Below are 17,584 nucleotides of genomic sequence, written 5' to 3'. Positions count from 1 at the left end.
CCAGCCCTAACCGGCTGGTTTTTTTTTGCCTGTTTGTCAGATAATTAATATCCAGCTCAATGACGATTCTACCGCGCTCAACGGTGATAATTGCCTGATTGCCGAACCGATCCTTCCCCATCTAAGCTCTAAATTGCCTTAGTCTCGACTTGATCTGTATCGTGGCGAGTAATGGATTAAAAGTCGAATCAAATACCAAACATACACCAGGTGCCCAAAAATTCAGGCCAGATGCAGGTATTGAGCCAAGGAATTCTTTAGAGCTATTTGGTAGCTCAGTATCAGTCGATGGAAACAAAGCTCGTTATAGTATGGGAAATGATGGAGCTATTCATCGTTATTTCCCTGATAATGTAGGAACTTACCATTGGTCTGGAAGTACTGGTGATTCAAAAAATGCAATGCAGTTAGATAATAAGACAAAGGCCCAGTTACATAAGCAAGAGGGATGGAAAATTAAATGATTATTGGTGATCCTTATCGAATTGCTATACAACTTGAGCAGCTAGATATTCTATGCTCCCCGAGTGGGGTTTTTAATTTTATTATCAATGGGTTATTCATCCCAGGCAAAGGGGTAACTATTGATTTTTACATTGTAATTTCTTCTTTGAAGGAGAGTTTAGATTTAGGTCTTAAAAAATATAATGCTGATATTGGCACTATCCCTATTGAAAAAATGGATTTCTCAGAAGGAGAACCTGAAAATTTAATACCGTTGAATGTTGCGGAACTATATGACTACGGTTGTAATTTTTGGCTAGGCTTTGATGGTAATGAAGAACGTTTGATTTATTCATTAGATTTCGAAAATAGTTTTTCCGAGAATCGTTTTCCCCGAGAAACGGTTGAGGAATTAATTAGGAAGCTACCTTTAGCTGATAGCTTAATTATGGATAGAAATGACGGTATTATAATCACAAAAATAAACTAATTTGTGAGTTTGATAATAGTAATCTCAGCCTTGGCTGAGATTACTGAAACCTAGCCCTAAATACTGCCATCTTTCACCGACAGCCTACAGGTCACCGGTAAAGCCTCCACCAAACGCCATAGTGACTCAGTCGATCTCTATGATGAAACCCTGCTTGGCAGCCAGTTGAACGCCAAGAGCGATATCAATTTACAGGCGCGCAAGACATCACTCTCAGTGCCAGCGCGGTACAAACCGATGGCGCACTGAAGCTGGCGGCAGGTGGCGATACGACATTGGATGCGGCGAGAGATTTGCTGCTGCTCGGTGCCGCTAATACGCAAAAAACCGACGGCAGCAACAGCAGCGGCAATATTGGTGTCAGTTTGGGTTTTGGTAGCTCCGGTGGTGGCCTGAGTATCTTTGCCAACGCCAATAAGAGCCAGGGGAAAGAACACGGCGACGGCACCTTCTGGAGTGAAACTCAGATCGACAGTGGCGGCACACTGTCGCTACACAGTGGTCGCGATACCTCACTGATAGGCGCTCAGGCGAGCGGTGAAACCGTTAAAGCGGATGTAGGTCGTGACCTGCTGCTGCAAAGCCAGCAAGACAGCGATAACTATGATTCGAAACAGACCAGTGTCAGCGGTGGTATCAGTGTCGCGGTCATTGGTGGCGGTGGTTCTGTCAACCTGAGCATGAGTCGCGACAAGCTGCACAGCAACTTTGACTCGGTACAGGAACAAACCGGCATCTTCGCAGGCAAAGGCGGTTTTGATATCACCGTCGGCGAGCACACCCAGCTTGATGGTGCGGTGATTGCTTCTACCGCCACTGCCGATAAAAACACACTGGATACCGGCACGCTGGGCTTCAGCGATATCGGGAACAAAGCCGATTTCAAAGTTGAACATCAGAGTGTGGGTATCAGTACCGGTGGTAATATCGGCGGTCAGTTTGCCGGTAACATGGCCAACGGCTTGCTAACAGGAGCCAACAATGAAGGTCACGCCGACAGCACCACGCATGCGGCGGTGTCGGATGGCACTATCATCATCCGCGATACCGATAAACAACAGCAAAATATCGATGACCTGAGCCGTGACGTCGAACACGCCAACAATGCCCTCTCCCCTATCTTCGATAAAGAGAAAGAACAAAACCGCCTGCGCGAAGCACAACTGATTGGTGAGATTGGCAGTCAGGTCAGTGACATTATCCGCACACAGGGTGATATCAACGGCCTGAAGGCGGCGCAAGAAAAACTCGGCCCATTGAAGGAAAATGCCACTGAGAAAGAGCGCGCCGAGTATATGAAGACATTGCGCGACTCGGTTTTCTACAAAGACGAAATGAAGAAATACGGCACCGGTAGTGCCCTGCAACAAGGCGTTCAGGCCGCAACAGCCGCAATACAGGGCCTGGCTGGCGGTGATATGGCCAAAGCCCTGGCGGGTGCCAGTGCGCCATATCTGGCTGAAGTGATTCACAATATGACCCTTGACCCTACCAAAGAAGGGGGTGTCAATATCGAAGCCAACCTGATGGCGCATGCAGTATTGGGTGCGGTCACTGCCTATGCCAGTGGTAACAGCGCGCTGGCGGGTGCTGCGGGTGCGGCCAGTGCGGAGTTAATGGCCCCAACGATAATCGCGGCAATGGGTTGGGACAAGAATAATCTCAGTGAAGATCAAAAGCAGACGGTCAGCGCATTGGCGACATTGGCCGCAGGACTGGCCGGTGGATTGACGGGTGACAGCACCGCTGATACGGTTGCCGGAGCGCAGGTTGGTAAGAATGCGGTGGAGAATAACTTCCTGGCAGTTCCTGCGCCGGTTCCGCCACCGGTGGCGTTGCCGAATACGTCAGTAAACGGGGGCGGAGGAAATGAAGCCTGGGATGCGAATGATGGCTCAGATCCAAGCAAATCTCGTGAAGAGAACGCGCGTCAGCCAAATGTAGCGAAGGACCTGACGGACGAGGATAAAGCTGAGCTGGGTGGTGCAGGATCTGGTACTCCAGGTGGCTGGGAGCCACAGGATGAGGAGAATGCAAGGAATAGTGAAAAACAGAATATTACTGTCGAAGATTTAACCTCGACATCATCAAAAGGGAATGAGACTACAGGGCGTTCAAAACTCTTCGAGAGAACAGGCGGTAGTAATGCTGCTAACAAAGAGTTTGATGCCTTATCCCCGACAGAGATTAAAGATATACCTAGTGGAAGGATAGGCAAATTGCCAGATGGTCGAACTGTTATCGTTCGTGAACGTAGTACGGATGGCCGTCCAACATTAGAGATCCAGTCTGGTAAGAATAGGATCAAATTTAGGTATGACGAGTAATCATATATGACTGAAAAACTGACTAAGGTTCTTCTTACTGAAGGTTCCCTTCAAAATAGTCAACTAGAGGATTTTCGATATTCCTCTGGTTCCCTTGAGCTGATTTTGTCTTCTGTAAATGATAAAGAGAGCAGTAAAGTGAAGGTGTTGTTCGACTGGGTTTATTCTTTTCGAGTGACAGATGAAGGTGACTTATTAAAAATGCAGGAAGAGCAGCAAGGGGAGATGCTTACGGGGCTTTATCTCGTTGAAAACTCTAAGTATCTAGAGTGGTTTAATGAACAAAACGGTAATATGCATGACAGAGTTGTTCATTATATGCTCTCAACTGTAGACGATGTTATAGATATTTTAGCCTCCATTAGTCCTTCAATATCAATCAGTAATTGATTGCAACCCCGGCTACTGGTCGGGGTTGCTGTTATTAAGCCTTAAATACTCCCACTTCTCACCACCATAACCGAATAACACCGGGTGCAGCGACGACTTCCAGTTGCTCAGCATCAGTAATAACCTCGGCCAGGCTCTCGCTGGCGGCAGCGCCCCTTATCTGGCCCATGAAATTAGCAAATACCTGCCCGCCGAGCAGAGTCTGGGCGCTAATCTGATGGCGCATGCGCTACTGGGTGCGGTGGTGGGCCACTTCAGCGGCAATGCAACAGTCGGTACCGTCTCTGTCTTCACGGCAGAAGCCGCCGCACCCGCAATCATCAAGGCAATGGGCTGGGATAAAGACAGTCTCACCGAAAAAAAGAAACAAACCGTCAGTGCGCTGGCGGCACTGGCCGCAGGGTTGGCGGGTGGGTTAGTTGGTGACAGCAGCAGTAGCGCAGTGGCCGGTGCGCAGGCTGGCAAGAATGCGGTTGAGAATAATGCGTTGAGTAGCCTTGGAGACATATTTGGTAGCCAAGGTACGAAATATTTTGAAGGGGCAGGTTCGTTAGAAAAGGAGCTTTTGCAAAATTCAAATCTGACTGATCAAGAAAAACAGACAATCCGTGATCAATATATAAAAGGTGATCTACCAGAGGATGTTATCAAGACTATCTTGGAGAACAATCCCGGATCAGACACTGTGATGGCATTATTGAATGCAAAAAATCCAAAAGATTATGCGTTAGCATTATTAAGTACATTACCTGCTGAACGAGCATTAGCCTTAATTGGGAAAATGACGAAAGGCGCTCAAGCAACTGCAGTGTTTAATATAGCTGATCGAGTTTATGCTCAATTAAATGACTCCCGGTTGGGGAGTTTGTCTGGGAAGCTTAACGTTGCAGAGCTGCAAAAACTTGCTAACAACCCAGCGGCGGTACGTGTTTATGATGCAAGAAGTGGCCATATCAATGTAATACAAAGCGTTGATGGAAAGCTTTTGCGTATTACAGTGCCAAACAATGAAATGAAATGAAATGAAATGAAAATAATATCTGTCGGCCCTATTAGGCCAAACCAAGTGAAAAATCTTATCGAAAAAGGTTCTTTTGTTCCTTTACCTTGAGGTGCTAATGAGTATGGCAAAAATACATATTGAAGAAATACAAAAATATCTTGCGTCACGAGGCGAAAAAGATGCATTGCCTCATGTGAACAACGGCGAAGGTTATTTCCTTGAAATCCGATTTGATGATCAAACACAGAGTGCTTCACACTGCATAGATAAAGAGCTTAAAAATAAAGTCATTACGGCTGATTGTCCTTATGGAATGGTGACAATTATTTTTGGTGATGATCGGCAACTCGTCTCTCTAGATTTAAGTTGATTACTCAATCCCAGTTATCGGCTGGTTGGTAGTAAATACTAATATTTACAGCAACTTATATTTAATTGTTAACTAGAATTGGAGCAGCTTCCGGTAACTAGCTCAATATCACCAGTGGCCGCGATACCCTGCTGCTGCAAAGCCAGCAAGACAGCGATAACTATGATTCGAAACAGACCAGTGTCAGCGGTGGTGTCAGTGTCGCGGTCATTGGTGGCGGTGGTTCTGCCAACCTGAGTATGAGTCGCGACAAGCTGCATAGCAATTATGATAGTGTGCAAGAACAGACTGGCATCTTCGCTGGCAAAGGCGGTTTTGATATCACGGTCGGCGAGCACACCCAGCTTGATGGTGCGGTGATCGCTTCTACCGCCACTGCCGATAAAAACACACTGGATACCTCAGTGATATCGGGAATAAAGCCGATTTCAAAGTTAAACATCAGAGCGTGGGTATCAGTACCGGTGGTAATATCGGCGGTCAGTTTGCCGGTAACATGGCCAATGGCTTGCTAACAGGAGCTAACAATGAAGGTCACGCCGACAGCACCACTCATGCGGCGGTGTCGGATGGCACACGTGGTTATAGACCGCCATCGCCCAAAGATAGTCCTTTCGCCACGACAGGAACACAAGCAAATTTTGAAACCTATGAACTCGGTTCATCTGGGAAACCAGTTAAAGTAGGTAATGGACATCTAAATATTTCGGATTGAATATGAAAGCGATACTAAAAAATATTGATTGTATTCATCATGACTTCAATGTGTATTCACCTGATAAAGATGAAACTGCGATCACGTTAACATTAATGATCGGTTCTGTTGGTTCAACTGGGGGGGATAATTTTGATGTGTTTGTCTGTACTCCAGAATGGCTCTGCAAGCACCAATGGGTTCCAGAATTAATACGCCATACTCTTCTAGTTCGTAAGTACGATCTTAATGAGATCACCAAAACTATCACAGATTATATTGATCAATGTGAGGGCAAAGACTGGACGGAAATAGCACAAAAGCTTTCCCGTGTCTTTGCTTGGGAGTTTGAAGATTGTCCGGGTTAATGTGGTATTAACTAACACTCTTCTTATTAAGGATAAAATAATGTTATTGTTCCGTTCTATTCCCGTACCATTGACCGTGACTTTCTTGTCCGGCTGTCAGCTCAACATGAGAAGTTCTGTCGATGATCTAACAAGCAATAATAAATTAAAAGAGTGGAAGGGCAAATTCTGTAAAAAAACAAGTTTCTTCTCATAAGCAGTAAACTCAAATATGTTAGTTATACGTTGTTGCTCTATCTGAGTGACTCTGGGGCAAATAATATTCATTGGCAATAAAACTGATATAGCAACTTAATACCAAGGCAATCCCCCTCCCCCTGGCTGACCTCAATCACAGTCTGACTATCCTTTAATGTGATAAAAAGTGTAAAATAGGTGAATATCGATACAGTAATCTGTTATTTGTCACTTTTTTATATTTATTAATTTTAATTTCAAGAGGTTAGCAAGATGGGTTTACCAAACTGTCCAAAATGCAATTCTGAATATACATGGCAGGAAGGGGAAAAACTGAATTGCCCAGAATGTGGTAATGAGTGGTCAGAAAATGGCGATGCTGCCACTGCCGATGAGGGCCTGGTAGTACGTGATGCCAATGGCAATTTGCTGGCCGACGGTGACGCGGTGACCGTTGTTAAAGATCTGAAAGTTAAAGGTAGCTCTTCAACCCTGAAAATTGGGACTAAAGTGAAAAGCATCCGCCTGGTTGAAGGTGACCACAACATCGATTGCAAAATTGATGGCTTTGGCCCGATGAAACTAAAATCTGAGTTTGTGAAGAAAAGCTGATAGCTCGGTTCCCCTTGATCACCATCGTGCCACGGTGCAAGGGGATTGTTTATAGCTACGCCCCTCTCCTACTTCTAGCCATAAAAATATCCCCCTCCCTCTGGCCGCTCAGAAATCACTGCCATTATGACTTTCCTCCTCTAGCTTTCCATCTGCCACTCTGCCGAAAAAAACTCATTTAGATATATCTTTTCACATCTCCCCTCTTGCTAATTTCGATATATCGATCTAGATTAGATATATCGAAACGTTTTCGATATATCTAAAGGAGATTCATTATGTTTGGTTTTTCAAAACGTGGTCATCGTTGTGGTGAAGAACACCACGCAGGGCAACGCCGTTGTGGTGACAGAATGCATCGCGGCGGTCGCCATCATATGGCAGTTGAAGCAACCGAAGCCGTAAGAGGCGGCAGACGTGGGCGCGGTGAAAAAATGCATCGCTTGTTTGAACATGGCGATTTGCGGGTTGTTCTGCTGGCCCTGCTTGATAAAAAGCCCAGCCATGGCTATGAACTGATTAAAGCTATCGAAGAGGCATCTTCAGGCTTATATGTACCAAGCCCAGGTGTTATCTATCCAACACTGACATTGTTAGAAGAACAGGATTTTGTTACTCCAGTAGCCACTGGCAATGGCCGTAAAAGCTACCAAATTACCGATGCTGGCAAAGCTGAATTACAGCAAAATCAACAGATGGTTGATGCTATTTTTGCACGATTGGCACAAGTAAATCGTCGCCCTGAAGGCAATATGGCTGAAGGTATTTCTGATGCAATGCACCGTTTACGCCATATTCTACGTAGCAGCATGATGCGTTTGGATGTCACACCAGAGCAGGTTGAGCATATTAATACAGCATTACTGACCGCAGTAGAATCCATTGAAAAAGCGCTAGAACCCAAGGCGACAGAGACTAATGAACCGGAGAAAAACTAATGTCGGGATATCGTTATCGAATCACCATTGAGCCATTGACGGATCGCAAAGGCGAGCCTCTGGATAAAGCGCCAGTGACATTCGAAGCCGAGAATCATGATGAGATCCTCGGCATCATCGAACGGCTACAGGCGCGTGAAGATCTGGATTTTGGTAAAGAAAAAACAGCAGCATTTGCACTAGGTCTGAAACTATTTTCAGAAACTATGATGGAGCATCGCAAGCATCCGGTATTTGCCCCATTGCGAACTGCATTTATGGATTTTATGACTAACTTGAAGAAAGGCTCGACACGCGATCGTGGCGAGTGAAACATCATAAATTTAAAATAAAAATACAGCGATATCCGAATACTATTCGTCGCCGGGAACATCAGCCATAGCCCATTCCCGGCGAATTATTTAACTCAAATCGGCGCCATTACTGGCAATAACTTTTTTATACCAATAAAACGATTTCTTTCTCTTGCGAGCCAAAGAACCCTTGCCCAAATCGTCACGGTCAACATAAACAAATCCATAGCGTTTGCTCATTTCCCCCGTCGAAGCAGAAACTAAATCGATACATCCCCAAGAGGTATATCCAATGACCGGAATGCCATCGTCGATAGCTTCCGCCATAGCTTTAATATGTTCACGTAGATAACTAATACGGTAATCGTCTTCAATTTCGCCCTGCGGATTAATTTCATCTTTAGCACCTAATCCATTTTCAACCAGGAATAGTGGCTTCTGGTAACGGTCGTACATCATATTCATGGTGATGCGTAAACCTAAAGGATCAATCCCCCAGCCCCATTCACTGGCTTGAATATGTGGGTTTTTCAAAGATTTCACAATATTAGCTGCGCTGCTGTTATGGTCATTCATATCCGCCGAAGCACAACGCGAAGCGTAATAACTGAAGGAGACGAAATCCACTGTATGTTTAAGGATATCGTCATCACCCACTTGGGTGACAATTGAAATTCCTTTCTCTCTGAAAAGGCGTTGTGTATAAGCGGGATAAGCCCCACGGGCCTGCACATCAATAAAAAATAGATTTTCCCTATCTTTTTCCAGCGCAGCCCAAACATCTTCGGGTTTACAGGTTCGCGGGTAAAAATTCCCTCCCGCCAACATACAACCTACCTGATTCTCAGGATTGACCTCATGAGCAATTTTAGTCGCTAATGCGCTGGCGAGCAGTTCGTGATGAGCAGCTTGGTATTTTACTTGTTCCTGATTTTCATTTGGCTCAAAGACCAAACCCGCACCTGAAAATGGGCTATGAAGCAGGATATTAATTTCGTTAAATGTGAGCCAATATTTCACCAAACCATCGAAAGCCTCAAAACATGTTCGGGCATAACGCGTAAAAAACTCAACCATTTTTCGGTTACGCCACGAGCCATATTCCGTGACCAAATGCATGGGTACATCAAAGTGACACAGCGTTACCAGCGGCTCAATATTGTGCTTCTTACATTCATTAAAGAGGTCGCGATAAAAGGCAATACCCTCAGCATTAGGTGTCAATTCATCGCCATTAGGGTAAATCCGGCTCCATGCAATTGATGTACGGAATACGGTAAACCCCATTTCTGCCATTAACGCGATATCCTCTTTATAACGATGATAAAAATCAATGGCCTGATGACTGGGGTAAAACTCATCATCTCTTAAGGTAAAACGCTTTTCCTGCCCTAATTTCACTGCCAAACGCGGTTCCCCATGAGGGATCATATCCACCGTCGTCAGCCCTTTTCCACCTTCAAAACAAGCACCTTCGGCCTGGTTTGCGGCTAATGCGCCGCCCCATAAAAAGCCATCGGGAAATGTTGATACTGACATTCAATACCTCTTTATTTAGTTAATTTTTTACTGCACTGTGCGAAACAGTTGAAGCAGGAGAATCGGCACGGCTATCCGCACTATCTTCGACAGGAATGTCTTCAAATCCCAGTAACAGTGTTGTGACGAAAGAAATGACTATCGCCAGAATCATGACGCCAAACACCCATACAATGCTCATTGGATTGGCCGGATCGAAGAACTGAACACTGGTAAATAACCCAGGTGAGGCCATGGAATGGCTGGCTAACCCACCGATTCCCGCCACGGCACCACAGATAAATCCACTGATAAGGCTAGCGATTAACGGACGTTTGAGCCGCAATGCCACCCCATAAAGTGCCGGTTCAGAGATACCCGCTACAATCGCGGAAGCCGCAGCAGCCAACGCCGTTTGGCGTAATTCCGGGTTTTTGGTACGCCAGGCAACCGCCAGTGATGAGCCGCCCAGCGAAAGGTTGGCACCAATTTCTGATGGCATCACCATGCCCTCTTTGCCCGTTTCGGCAATGGTTTGAATGATGGTTGGCGTAAAAACACGGTGCATGCCCGTCATAACCAGTAATGGCCAAAGTGCTCCCATAATCGCCACGGAGAGCCAGCCCAGATAATCATGAACGGTATACACCAAAGAGGATATGCCGCTACCAATCCAGATTCCCAATGGCCCAATAAACATGATGGCAATAGGGGCAGAAATCAGCACGATCAGCATCGGTTTAAGGAAGTTTTTCGTCACCGCCGGTGTAATACGGTCAACCCAGCGCTCAATATAAGACAACAGCCAGGTCATACAGAGTGCCGGGATCACCGTATAGGTGTACTTCACCGCCGTAACGGATACCCCCATAAATTCAACATGTTGGCCTTGCGCAGCTTTTGCCATTAAATCAATAAACGCCGGATGAACCAACACCCCGGCAATGGCGATAGCCAGCGACATATTGGTTTTGAATTTTATCGCCGCAGAAGCCGCCACCATGACTGGCAGGAAGAAGAAAGCGCCGTCGCCAATCACATTAAGAATAATGAGCGTTGATGAGCCTTTCTCAAAAATGCCGGTCATATCCAGTATCATTGCCAGCAGTTTTACCATCGAACCACCGATGATAGCGGGAATCAACGGTGACATGGTGCCAATCAATGCATCCAGTATCCCTGCCCCGATCCGCTTTAAGGTGATTTTGTTTTTCTGGGGTAATGCGTTTGCCGGCAATGCGCCTTCAGGCAACAATTTGAGCACTTCAGCAAAGGCATAACTCACATTATTGCCAATGATAACCTGGCACTGATTTTCACTGTGTACCACGCCCAACACACCAGTGATGGCTTTTAATTTTGCCAAATCGACCACAGTCTTATCATTGAGTACAAAGCGTAAGCGTGTCATGCAGTGGGTCACGGCCCCAATATTATTGGCCCCACCAATGGCATCGACTATCTGTTGCGATACTGCGGCATAATTTTTTGACATGAGTAACAACTCCCCGTAATGGCGCACACTGAGCTAAGTGTCCCTTCTGCACTGAGGGAGTCCCCTCATCGCCACGAACTCACAATTAGCCATCAAATTCATATAGTTATAAATTATTCACTGACCGGAAAGATCTTATCTATGAACATTCTCAGATAAATAGGTAACCGGTTCCACATGAGAGTCTTAAAATATGAGATAGAATTCAATAGATCGCTTTATTCAATTTTCATTCTGTGATGATGATCGACATCGAGAGGGAATTTATTCTGCCCGGCAACCTGCTTCTCGGCGGCGGTAACGTGTAGAATAGTAATAATTTTCAACGTGTCAGGAAGAGCCTATGTCTACAATGCAAGAAGTGGCAAAGAAAGCCGGTGTTTCAAAAGCCACTGTTTCGCGTGTTTTGTCGGGCAAAGGCTATGTCAGTGATGCAACTAAAGAAAGTGTCTTTAAAGCCATTGAAGAGACGGGATATCGGCCAAATTTACTGGCGAGAAATCTGGCGACCAATAAATCTGAATGCATCGGATTGGTGGTCACCAATACCCTGTATAACGGCAGCTACTTTAATGAAATCCTGTCTCAAGCGGCGCAAAAATTAGAAAAAAATGGTCGTCAGTTAGTTCTGGTTGATGGGAAACACAGTGCTGAAGAGGAACAAGAGGCTATTCAGTTCCTGCTCGATTTACGCTGTGATGCAATAATAATTTATCCCCGGTTTTTAACTGTTGATGCCATGGATCTTATTATTGATCAATATAAGCAGCCGATTATGGTGGTGAACAGAAAGCTGCGAAAAAATCATAGTCATTGTATTTTCTGCGATCATCAAGGTTCCAGCTATAATGCGACTAAATATCTTATTGAGCAGGGCCACCGCGATATTGCCTTTATTACCGGCTCACTTGATTCACCTACCGCGATTGAGCGACTTTCTGGATATAAGACAGCATTAGCAGCATTTTCTCTGCCCGTTCAGGACAAACTTATTGTGCAAGGCAAATGGACACCGGCAAGTGGTGCCACGGCGGTTGAGTCTTTATTAGCCAGCCAGTTGCCTTTTAGCGCAATTATCGCCAGTAACGATGATATGGCTATTGGTGCGATGAAAAAATTAAACGAAGCTGGCTTAAAAGTCCCAAAAGATGTTTCCATCATCGGGTTTGATAATATTCCTATCGCGCCTTTCCTGCTACCACCATTATCCAGTATCAAAGATCCCGTCAGTGGCATGATAAATGAAGTTATTAACAGGCTGATATCCATGTTAGATGGCGGTTATTTATCAAGTGAGAATATATTTCAATCTGAACTGCTCATCAGAGATTCAGTCGGCAAAGGGCCTTTCTTTGCAGTAAATAAGGTCAAATAACCTGATTTGCTATAATTCTGACATTAAAAAAGGAGCCAAGGCTCCTTTAAAATAGAACAACACAGATTATTTAGCTCGAACACCTTCAACGGACAGAATCAATTCAACTTCCTGTGATGCTGGGCCTAAATCAGTGGTGATATTAAAGTCTTTCAGCTTAATATTACCATTAGCTTCAAAACCGGCACGATAACCGCCCCATGGGTCATTACCCTGACCAGTCAATTTACTTTCCAAGGTCACCGGCTTAGTCACGCCATTTAATGTTAGATTACCGACTACAGTATAACCTTCGGCATTTTTCTTCACTTCAGTCGACTCGAATGTCGCTTGTGGGAATTTGCTGACATTCAAGAAATCTTTGCTGCGCAGATGTTTATCGCGTTCAGCATGATTGGTATCAACACTATTAGTGTTAATCACCACATTCACTTTATCCGCTGCGGGGTTCTTTTCATCAAAAGTGAAAGAACCATCGAAATCATTAAAACTGCCATATAACCAGCTATAGCCTAAGTGTTTAATCCGGAATTCGATAAAGGCGTGTTGACCTTCTTTATCAATTTTATATTCGGCGGCTACGGCACTACCAGCGGTAAACATCAGTGCGCCTACAGTCAGGCCCAATAGGGTCTTATTAAACATTCTTAATTCTCCATAATACAGTTGGTTAATCGGTGCTACGTCCCAGCATCCGTTTAAGGGTAATATCACCATCAATAAAATGGTGTTTAATTGCGGCCAGCCCATGTAATAGTGAAAGCACCACAACGGCCCAAGCCAGATAAAGATGCACAGTACCCGCGGTATCAGCCTGATCAGGTAAACTTGTTAATGTTGCAGGAACAGCAAACCAACCAAATACAGCGATCGGTTGCCCATCAGCCGTCGAGATCAAATAACCACTGAACATAATACAAAATAAGACAATATATAAAAACAGATGTGCCAATACTGCACTAATGCGAGTGAACCGGCTATAACTGGATAAAGGCGTTGGTGGCGGCGAAATAAAGCGCCAAATAACCCTAAATAACATCACAGCAAAAAGTATACAACCGATGCTTTTATGTATTTCAGGTGCCTGATGATACCAGCCATCATAGTAGCCTAAAGTCACCATCCATAAACCCAGAGCAAACAGTGCATATACTGTCAATGCCACCAGCCAGTGGATACTAATAGTGACGCGACCAAACTGTTCCCTGGTATTCTTCCAAAGCATAATGATTCCCTTTTGCTCAATTTACAGAACAATAGTCAAACATTATGAAACATAAAATCAACTCTTATTTGATATAAGATATATTTCCGTAACAGCAATCAGATATTTTGCAGAAGTTTATAATTACTCGGTCAATATAACTGTCGGACTTTACTTAACCTGACATAAGCATACCCAGTATTATTATGGTTTTTCATAATAATACTGGGCAATAGACAAGACGGTAGGGAGAAAAGTATTACTGAGGCGATTGTTGTAGTGTCCAGTTCAGCACCTGTGAGGCCAACTGATTACTCGCCAAACCAAAAGCATCTACCACTTCATTCATCTGTGCGCCCTTAATAGGCTGCCGCACTTCAAAATGACGGGTAGCAATGATTCTGCGATCTGAAATCCGCACCAGTCGGGCATCAAAACGGATCAGCACTTCGCTGTTGCCCGCTTGATATACCCCCTGAAATGCCGATAAATCGCCGCTCAGCTCAACATCCGCCTGCAAGCTGTCATCGTCACTGCTGACCGCAGGAATACGGCCATCAGTGCGGAACTCCTGAATCAGGCGATTACGCACTAAAATAGGAGCCGGATCAGTCCAGCGCGAATTTTTGTAGACCGCTATCTCCTGCCCTTCGGGCTGCACAGCAATACGCGAGCTGTTGAGAAACTGATTGGTGGCCGGTTGTGAAACCCGCAACGACCAATTTACGGCCTGCCCGCGTGGCGCATTTGCTGCGGGCGGCACGGGTAGTAAGTAAACCTGCGATACCGGCGCACTGGGTAAAATGGTACAAGCTGACAGCAGCATTGCCAGCGCGGATAACATCAACAGCCGCGCACCACGGCCGGTAGAGTGCATTATCTTCAGAGATATCATCGAGGCGTAAACTCCTGTGTTCTTTCACGGCCACGCAGCAGAGCCGCAGGGTTTTCTTCCAAACGGGAAACCGCCGCACGCAATGTGGCTAATGTTCTGCGCAACTCATCAACAGCAGGCCCCAATTCATTCATTCCTTGCATGCCATTATTGAGAGAAGTTTGATTTTCACTGACCAATTTATTGAGAATGATGCTGGTATTTTGTAACGATGCCATAGTCTTGGCGGCATCATTAACCAGTTGCTTACCCTGCCCGTCCATCAATCCATTGGCGTTGCGCAGCAAGCGATTGGTTTGCGTCAATGTCTCATTAGCTTGTTTGCTGGCCTGCGCCAACTGCTGCAACATGGTGCGAATATCCTGACGTTGATCGGCAACAGTTTGGGTGACCAGTGCGAGGTTATCCAGTGTGGTGATGAGCCGTTGCTGATTATCAGGTGCTAATAGCTGGTTTAAGCGCATCAGCACTTCATTGGCGTTACTCATGAAATTTTCGCCATTGGCCAGCAATTGGCTCATCGGTGACGGAGTGGCGATAATAATAGGAATTTCGCCATCTTTACCCTCCAATAGCGGGCTTGACGGAGTGCTACTGCTAAATTGAATATTTGAAGTGCCGGTAATGCCTGCGACCGTCAGACGGGCCTGGGTATCCTCGCGGATAGGCGTCGAGGCAGAGACGCGGATACGCGCCCAAACCTTATTAGGGTTCTCACTGTCCAAACGTAATTGAGTCACTTCGCCGACCCGAATACCACTGTATTGCACAATACTCCCCTGAGACAGGCCACTCACCGGTTCATTAAAAACAATATCGTAGAGCTTGAACTGGCGATTAGAGCCGGCGTTTGTCAGCCATAGGCAGAATAACAGCGCGGCACTGACCACAATGAGAGTGAACAAACCAATGACAACATGGTGAGCACGGGTTTCCATTTACAACCTCTCTTCGCTATTAATTGCTGCCGCTGCCTGATAAGCAGCCCGGCCACGGGGGCCATGAAAATACGCCTGAATCCAGTCATCATCAGTTGCAGCCACTTTATCTAATGTATCTACCACCAGCACTTTCTTTTGTGACAGCACGGCCACACGATCACACAAGGTATAGAGTGTATCCAGATCGTGTGTCACCAGAAATACCGTAAGATTCAGTGCATCACGCAAGGTGCGGATCAAACTATCAAACGCCGCCGCACCAATAGGATCAAGACCCGCAGTCGGCTCATCGAGAAACAAAATATCCGGGTCTAATGCCAACGCGCGCGCCAAAGCAACGCGTTTGACCATCCCGCCCGACAGTGACGCCGGATATTTACTGCCTGCCCCTGGCGGTAACCCCGCCAGCGCCAATTTAACCTGCGCTAACCGCTCTGCCTCGCCGCGGGGTAAACCCGCATTTTCGATTAATGGCAAGGCCACGTTTTCCGTCACCGTCAGAGAACTGAATAATGCACCTCGTTGAAACAATACACCAAATCGGCGTTCGACCTGGGAACGCGCCTGGCCCGATAGTGTCATTAAATCCTGACCAAACACATGAATCTGCCCGGCCGTCGGGCGGCGTAATCCCACAATACTGCGTAGTAGCACTGACTTACCAGTACCCGATCCGCCCACCACACCGAGCACTTCGCCGCGCTGCACATCAAGATTAAGATCCTGATGCACGCACTGTTTGCCAAAGCAATTCACCAGATTGCGAATTTGAATGATTGGCTCTTGCGCCATCTGACTCACCATCCCATTTCCATGAAAAATAGCGCCGCGACGGCATCAAGTAAAATCACCACGAAGATCGAATGCACCACACTGGTGGTCGTGTGTACCCCGACAGACTCTGCACTGCCAGTGACTTTGAACCCTTCCAGACAACCAATGATGGCAATCAGGAAAGCAAAAATCGGCGCTTTGCTGATTCCCACCAGAAAATGCTGCAATCCATTACTGTTTTGCATAATCGATAAGAACATGGTGGGCGAAATATCGAGGGCTAAAGCACAGACCACCATCCCGCCGAAAATGCCGCAAACCATGCCGATAAAGGTCAACATTGGTAATGAGATTAGCAGCGCTAACACCCGTGGTAATACCAACAACTCAACCGGATTTAGCCCCAAAGTTTGGATGGCGTCGATTTCCTCATTGGCTTTCATCAGGCCAATTTCAGCGGTAAAGGCGCTGGCGGTACGCCCCGCCATTAAAATGGCAGTGAGCAGCACGGCAAATTCACGCAGGAAAGAAAACACCACTAAATCAACGGTAAAGATACCCGCACCGAAAGTGGTTAATACTGTCGCACCGAGAAAGGCAATGACCGCTCCTACCAGAAATGTCAGTAGCATAATAATAGGAACAGCATTGAGGCCGATTTGCTGGATATTGGCAATCAAGGAGGTCATTCGCCAGCGCGAGGGGCGGAAAATCGTGCTGAATAGGGCTTCAAGTGTCAGGCCGACAAAACCCAGTAACGATTTGATATCTTGCCATAAATTATCCACCGACCGGCCGGTATTCGCCAATAACTCCAGCCAGAATGAAGTCGGTTTTTCTGATGACTCGGAGGCTAAATCAGGCAAAACACGGCTAACTGTTTCCAGTAAAGTGCGGCGTTCTTCAGGCAGTTTGGGCGCAAGTTCACGCAGATGATTGATGCGTTCTTCACCCAGAAGCAAGGCTAACAGCGTCGCGCCAGCGGTATCTAAAGCCCCTAATTGCGTAAGATCAAAGGCCACGGACTGAGGCTGGCTCGCACGAAATTGTGTGACAATCGGCTCCAAAATGCGGTAATGCGCCAACACCCAATCTCCTTTGATAGAGACTCGGACAGGTTGAGCTGAGCTGTCGATATCGAGTTGTGCTGCAAATGGCCGCGCGGTCATAGATAAAGCCTTACTCTTTATTGGAATACGGTTTTGACACTATTTATCAATCAAAACCCAAATCACTACCGTAAATAGGTATATCACACACTTAACGAAGAGCAATG

General features: G+C 46.0%; 19 protein-coding genes and 2 pseudogenes. 12 read left to right on the top strand and 9 right to left on the bottom strand.

Annotated features, from left to right (window positions below):
* The first annotated feature begins 161 nt into the window (after window positions 1-161).
* From HU019_RS10605 to HU019_RS10590, 4 genes and pseudogenes are all read left to right on the top strand, one after another.
* A complete protein-coding gene (locus tag HU019_RS10605; RefSeq protein WP_174849682.1) occupies window positions 162-464 on the top strand; it encodes a hypothetical protein in 303 nt (100 codons plus the stop codon).
* Window positions 461-934, top strand: a complete 474-nt coding sequence (locus HU019_RS10600) for an Imm42 family immunity protein (RefSeq protein WP_174849683.1) — start codon at window positions 461-463, stop codon at window positions 932-934. Before HU019_RS10605 ends, HU019_RS10600 begins: the two co-directional genes overlap by 4 nt.
* A gap of 63 nt (window positions 935-997) precedes the next feature.
* Window positions 998-2,736, top strand: a pseudogene (locus HU019_RS10595) (hemagglutinin repeat-containing protein); the annotation flags it as partial.
* Window positions 2,737-3,267: 531 nt separating this feature from the next.
* Window positions 3,268-3,651 (top strand): hypothetical protein, encoded by a 384-nt coding sequence (locus HU019_RS10590; RefSeq protein ID WP_174849684.1) that lies wholly within the window; start codon window positions 3,268-3,270, stop codon window positions 3,649-3,651.
* A gap of 58 nt (window positions 3,652-3,709) precedes the next feature.
* Here HU019_RS10590 and HU019_RS20270 read toward each other — a convergent pair whose 3' ends face one another.
* Window positions 3,710-3,877, bottom strand: coding sequence for a hypothetical protein (locus HU019_RS20270; RefSeq protein ID WP_227739321.1), 168 nt, complete (start codon window positions 3,875-3,877; stop codon window positions 3,710-3,712).
* On the opposite strand from HU019_RS20270, the gene HU019_RS10585 reads away from it, so the two are divergent.
* The 7 genes and pseudogenes from HU019_RS10585 to HU019_RS10555 all read left to right on the top strand — a co-directional run bounded on the left by HU019_RS10585 (window position 3,869) and on the right by HU019_RS10555 (window position 8,124).
* Window positions 3,869-4,672: a VENN motif pre-toxin domain-containing protein gene (locus tag HU019_RS10585; protein WP_227739319.1), complete on the top strand. Its 804-nt coding sequence runs from the start codon at window positions 3,869-3,871 to the stop codon at window positions 4,670-4,672. The genes HU019_RS20270 and HU019_RS10585 overlap by 9 nt on opposite strands.
* A 103-nt stretch (window positions 4,673-4,775) precedes the next feature.
* Window positions 4,776-5,024 (top strand): hypothetical protein, encoded by a 249-nt coding sequence (locus HU019_RS10580; protein ID WP_174849685.1) that lies wholly within the window; start codon window positions 4,776-4,778, stop codon window positions 5,022-5,024.
* Window positions 5,025-5,125: 101 nt separating this feature from the next.
* Window positions 5,126-5,601, top strand: a pseudogene (locus tag HU019_RS20515) (hemolysin); the annotation flags it as partial.
* Window positions 5,602-5,741: 140 nt separating this feature from the next.
* On the top strand, window positions 5,742-6,086 hold the full coding sequence (locus HU019_RS10570) for an immunity 8 family protein (RefSeq protein ID WP_174849686.1): 345 nt from the start codon (window positions 5,742-5,744) through the stop codon (window positions 6,084-6,086).
* 450 nt (window positions 6,087-6,536) lie between these two features.
* Window positions 6,537-6,875: a zinc ribbon domain-containing protein YjdM gene (locus HU019_RS10565; protein WP_174849687.1), complete on the top strand. Its 339-nt coding sequence runs from the start codon at window positions 6,537-6,539 to the stop codon at window positions 6,873-6,875.
* A gap of 278 nt (window positions 6,876-7,153) precedes the next feature.
* A complete protein-coding gene (locus HU019_RS10560; protein WP_174849688.1) occupies window positions 7,154-7,813 on the top strand; it encodes a PadR family transcriptional regulator in 660 nt (219 codons plus the stop codon).
* Entirely contained in the window at window positions 7,813-8,124 is a 312-nt protein-coding gene (locus tag HU019_RS10555) for a DUF3861 domain-containing protein (protein ID WP_050076177.1), read from the top strand. The genes HU019_RS10560 and HU019_RS10555 overlap by 1 nt, the downstream gene beginning before the upstream one ends.
* Window positions 8,125-8,214: 90 nt before the next feature.
* On the opposite strand, the gene HU019_RS10550 is transcribed toward HU019_RS10555, so the two are convergent.
* Both HU019_RS10550 and ascF read right to left on the bottom strand, forming a co-directional pair.
* The gene (locus HU019_RS10550; protein ID WP_174849689.1) at window positions 8,215-9,645 is read right to left on the bottom strand and encodes a 6-phospho-beta-glucosidase; all 1,431 of its coding nucleotides are present in this window, start codon (window positions 9,643-9,645) and stop codon (window positions 8,215-8,217) included.
* A 19-nt stretch (window positions 9,646-9,664) separates the two neighbouring features.
* Window positions 9,665-11,119: a PTS cellobiose/arbutin/salicin transporter subunit IIBC gene (ascF, locus tag HU019_RS10545; RefSeq protein WP_174849690.1), complete on the bottom strand. Its 1,455-nt coding sequence runs from the start codon at window positions 11,117-11,119 to the stop codon at window positions 9,665-9,667.
* A 343-nt stretch (window positions 11,120-11,462) separates the two neighbouring features.
* Between ascF and HU019_RS10540 the strand changes: the two genes are divergently transcribed.
* Complete coding sequence (locus HU019_RS10540; protein WP_174849691.1) at window positions 11,463-12,494, top strand: LacI family DNA-binding transcriptional regulator; 1,032 nt, start codon at window positions 11,463-11,465, stop codon at window positions 12,492-12,494.
* Between the two features lie 66 nt (window positions 12,495-12,560).
* Here HU019_RS10540 and HU019_RS10535 read toward each other — a convergent pair whose 3' ends face one another.
* From HU019_RS10535 to HU019_RS10510, 6 genes are all read right to left on the bottom strand, one after another.
* The gene (locus tag HU019_RS10535; protein WP_174849692.1) at window positions 12,561-13,139 is read right to left on the bottom strand and encodes a YceI family protein; all 579 of its coding nucleotides are present in this window, start codon (window positions 13,137-13,139) and stop codon (window positions 12,561-12,563) included.
* A 25-nt stretch (window positions 13,140-13,164) separates the two neighbouring features.
* On the bottom strand, window positions 13,165-13,719 hold the full coding sequence (locus HU019_RS10530; protein WP_174849693.1) for a cytochrome b: 555 nt from the start codon (window positions 13,717-13,719) through the stop codon (window positions 13,165-13,167).
* 238 nt (window positions 13,720-13,957) lie between these two features.
* Window positions 13,958-14,593, bottom strand: a complete 636-nt coding sequence (locus tag HU019_RS10525) for an ABC-type transport auxiliary lipoprotein family protein (RefSeq protein ID WP_174849694.1) — start codon at window positions 14,591-14,593, stop codon at window positions 13,958-13,960.
* Window positions 14,590-15,531 carry an MlaD family protein gene (locus HU019_RS10520; RefSeq protein ID WP_077173807.1) on the bottom strand — a complete coding sequence of 314 codons (942 nt, stop codon included), beginning with the start codon at window positions 15,529-15,531 and terminating at the stop codon, window positions 14,590-14,592. Before HU019_RS10520 ends, HU019_RS10525 begins: the two co-directional genes overlap by 4 nt.
* The gene (locus HU019_RS10515) at window positions 15,532-16,338 is read right to left on the bottom strand and encodes an ABC transporter ATP-binding protein (RefSeq protein WP_174849695.1); all 807 of its coding nucleotides are present in this window, start codon (window positions 16,336-16,338) and stop codon (window positions 15,532-15,534) included. It abuts the gene before it with no gap.
* Complete coding sequence (locus HU019_RS10510; RefSeq protein ID WP_174849696.1) at window positions 16,332-17,477, bottom strand: MlaE family ABC transporter permease; 1,146 nt, start codon at window positions 17,475-17,477, stop codon at window positions 16,332-16,334. The genes HU019_RS10515 and HU019_RS10510 overlap by 7 nt, the downstream gene beginning before the upstream one ends.
* Between the last annotated feature and the right edge of the window lie 107 nt (window positions 17,478-17,584).

It is taken from the genome of Yersinia artesiana (assembly GCF_902726545.1).
Taxonomy (GTDB): Bacteria; Pseudomonadota; Gammaproteobacteria; order Enterobacterales; family Enterobacteriaceae; genus Yersinia; species Yersinia artesiana.
Note: the sequence above shows the minus strand (reverse complement) of the source record. Positions and strands in the feature narration are given on the sequence as shown.

Bases quoted from the DNA above. Each gene is read 5' to 3' on its own strand.
- HU019_RS10600 (WP_174849683.1), top strand. From the start codon at position 461: ATGATTATTGGTGATCCTTATCGAATTGCTATACAACTTGAGCAGCTA.
- HU019_RS10590 (WP_174849684.1), top strand. From the start codon at position 3,268: ATGACTGAAAAACTGACTAAGGTTCTTCTTACTGAAGGTTCCCTTCAA.
- HU019_RS10585 (WP_227739319.1), top strand. From the start codon at position 3,869: ATGGCGCATGCGCTACTGGGTGCGGTGGTGGGCCACTTCAGCGGCAAT.
- HU019_RS20270 (WP_227739321.1), bottom strand. From the start codon at position 3,877: ATGCGCCATCAGATTAGCGCCCAGACTCTGCTCGGCGGGCAGGTATTT.
- HU019_RS10580 (WP_174849685.1), top strand. From the start codon at position 4,776: ATGGCAAAAATACATATTGAAGAAATACAAAAATATCTTGCGTCACGA.
- HU019_RS10570 (WP_174849686.1), top strand. From the start codon at position 5,742: ATGAAAGCGATACTAAAAAATATTGATTGTATTCATCATGACTTCAAT.
- HU019_RS10565 (WP_174849687.1), top strand. From the start codon at position 6,537: ATGGGTTTACCAAACTGTCCAAAATGCAATTCTGAATATACATGGCAG.
- HU019_RS10560 (WP_174849688.1), top strand. From the start codon at position 7,154: ATGTTTGGTTTTTCAAAACGTGGTCATCGTTGTGGTGAAGAACACCAC.
- HU019_RS10555 (WP_050076177.1), top strand. From the start codon at position 7,813: ATGTCGGGATATCGTTATCGAATCACCATTGAGCCATTGACGGATCGC.
- HU019_RS10550 (WP_174849689.1), bottom strand. From the start codon at position 9,645: ATGTCAGTATCAACATTTCCCGATGGCTTTTTATGGGGCGGCGCATTA.
- ascF (WP_174849690.1), bottom strand. From the start codon at position 11,119: ATGTCAAAAAATTATGCCGCAGTATCGCAACAGATAGTCGATGCCATT.
- HU019_RS10540 (WP_174849691.1), top strand. From the start codon at position 11,463: ATGTCTACAATGCAAGAAGTGGCAAAGAAAGCCGGTGTTTCAAAAGCC.
- HU019_RS10535 (WP_174849692.1), bottom strand. From the start codon at position 13,139: ATGTTTAATAAGACCCTATTGGGCCTGACTGTAGGCGCACTGATGTTT.
- HU019_RS10530 (WP_174849693.1), bottom strand. From the start codon at position 13,719: ATGCTTTGGAAGAATACCAGGGAACAGTTTGGTCGCGTCACTATTAGT.
- HU019_RS10525 (WP_174849694.1), bottom strand. From the start codon at position 14,593: ATGATATCTCTGAAGATAATGCACTCTACCGGCCGTGGTGCGCGGCTG.
- HU019_RS10520 (WP_077173807.1), bottom strand. From the start codon at position 15,531: ATGGAAACCCGTGCTCACCATGTTGTCATTGGTTTGTTCACTCTCATT.
- HU019_RS10515 (WP_174849695.1), bottom strand. From the start codon at position 16,338: ATGGTGAGTCAGATGGCGCAAGAGCCAATCATTCAAATTCGCAATCTG.
- HU019_RS10510 (WP_174849696.1), bottom strand. From the start codon at position 17,477: ATGACCGCGCGGCCATTTGCAGCACAACTCGATATCGACAGCTCAGCT.